Here is a 1,755-nt window from a genome sequence, read left to right on the forward strand (position 1 = left end):
GTCATATGTGTATGTGGTCTTTTTGTCACCATCTGCAACTTCTATCACATTTTTGTTTCCATCATATGTGTAGCTTACCTTTTTGCCGTCCGTATACGTAATCCCTGTCTTGTTTCCGTCATTGTCATAACTGTACTTTACTGTTTTTCCATTTTCATAAACTGTTTCTGTTATTCTGTCAAGTTCATCCCTTACATATGATATTGTTCCACTAGCCGTTGACATTGCTGTCTGATAGTCGTTTTTATTATATTCATATGTTGTGGTCTTTCCGTCTACTGTTTTTTTAGTACAGTTATTAACGGCATCATAACTGTATGATGTTACGACTTTTCCACTGTTATTTTTTACCGTTATGAGATTTCCATTCGGGTCATATTCATATTTTTCAGTTTTACCCAGTGCATTTGTTTTACATATAAGGTTATTGTTTCCATCATATGAATATGTTGTTACTTCATCCGCCTTGCTATTTTCCTTTTCATTGTTTGTTAACTTATGACTATATTCGTCATTCTGAAAACAATCTGTAGTTTTTAAATTTTCTAAAATTCGACGAGAAAATTATTAAATATTTGTTTAAATTAATAAATATTTTTAATGCCATACTTCATTTTTGCCTAAAATAGGCATTGTTTAGCTATTAGCATAAAATCTAAAAGCAATTGTCTATACCACTGAATTTTATGCAAATTCTATTCTAGCTGCCTATGGTTATGATAAATTATATCAAATGAAAACTTAATTGTTACTATATATTAGAAAGCGGTACAAATACTAAGCTTTTCAAAGTATATGCACCGTTTCTACTATTAAATTTAATAAATCAATTTATCATTTTTGAAGCTAAATTTGTATTTTATTTATCGCGTTTCCAATAATATATAATCAGCATTCTCAGCAAAATTCATATTATTTAATAAATTTTTGACATTTTCAGAAATAATCAAGTATGATTTTTGAGTCAACATAAAATCATCCATATCTTGATTAATATAACCATCATTTTCAACAAATACCGTTTTCAATGGTATCATTCTATAAAATTTGGGAACTTTTCGAATAGGATAAATTTCTAAAAATTCATCGCTATATGAAACTTCAACATCTGCAAATCTACATCCTGAGAACCCATGATTCTCAATTTCTTTTTTTAACCTCTCGGAAATCAAAAAACAGGGTGTTACTTCTAATAGTTCATCTCCTAACCATCCATCAAAAATATAATGTAAATGAGATATTATGGGTTTCTTTTTCTGATTAATAATCTCATCATAATTATCATATATAGTGTTCTCACCAATTTCTCCTGCGACTTCTGGTTCAATCATGTAGTACTTCATAAAATACAACCTCCTGCTCGTTTTATTAATTTAGTGGTGGATTAAACAAATGTCCAAATTTAGAATCAATCTCTGCTGCTTTATCCAACAGTTGTTGTTTTGTTGGATTTGGAACTTCTTTATAAAATCTATTCCATTCTTTTCGTATCTTCGATAAGTGAATATCAGAATTAATTTCTTTAGGTATTCCACGCAAATTTTCTAGTGCATGCATCTCTTCATAGGTAAATAAACCTTTTGTTTGTGGCTTAGTTAATACTTGTTGTTCAACTGAATGGTGAACTACTACCTTACCTTCTAATTCAGGATTTTCATTAAAAAACACTTTCTTATAATCTATTTTGCCTGATGTTCTACCACCCTCATACGACACGCTTCCTGCTTCATCTGCCATAAACCCTGCTAGTTTTCC

The 1,755-nt window shown here is 29.9% G+C and carries 2 protein-coding genes and 1 pseudogene; all 3 read right to left on the reverse strand.

The window, feature by feature from the left end:
- Window positions 1-225, reverse strand: a pseudogene (locus DWX29_RS12405) (wall-associated protein); the annotation flags it as partial.
- A 638-nt stretch (window positions 226-863) separates the two neighbouring features.
- The gene (locus DWX29_RS12415; RefSeq protein ID WP_117910812.1) at window positions 864-1,343 is read right to left on the reverse strand and encodes a hypothetical protein; all 480 of its coding nucleotides are present in this window, start codon (window positions 1,341-1,343) and stop codon (window positions 864-866) included.
- Between the two features lie 25 nt (window positions 1,344-1,368).
- A partial coding sequence (locus DWX29_RS12420) for a hypothetical protein (RefSeq protein ID WP_207663758.1) occupies window positions 1,369-1,755 on the reverse strand: 387 nt, incomplete at its 5' end.

The organism is Eubacterium sp. AF19-12LB, assembly GCF_003479125.1.
In the GTDB taxonomy this organism is placed as follows: domain Bacteria; phylum Bacillota; class Clostridia; order Lachnospirales; family Lachnospiraceae; genus Eubacterium_U; species Eubacterium_U album.

Coding starts and splice junctions, on each gene's coding strand:
- DWX29_RS12415 (WP_117910812.1), bottom strand. CDS start 1,343: ATGAAGTACTACATGATTGAACCAGAAGTCGCAGGAGAAATTGGTGAG.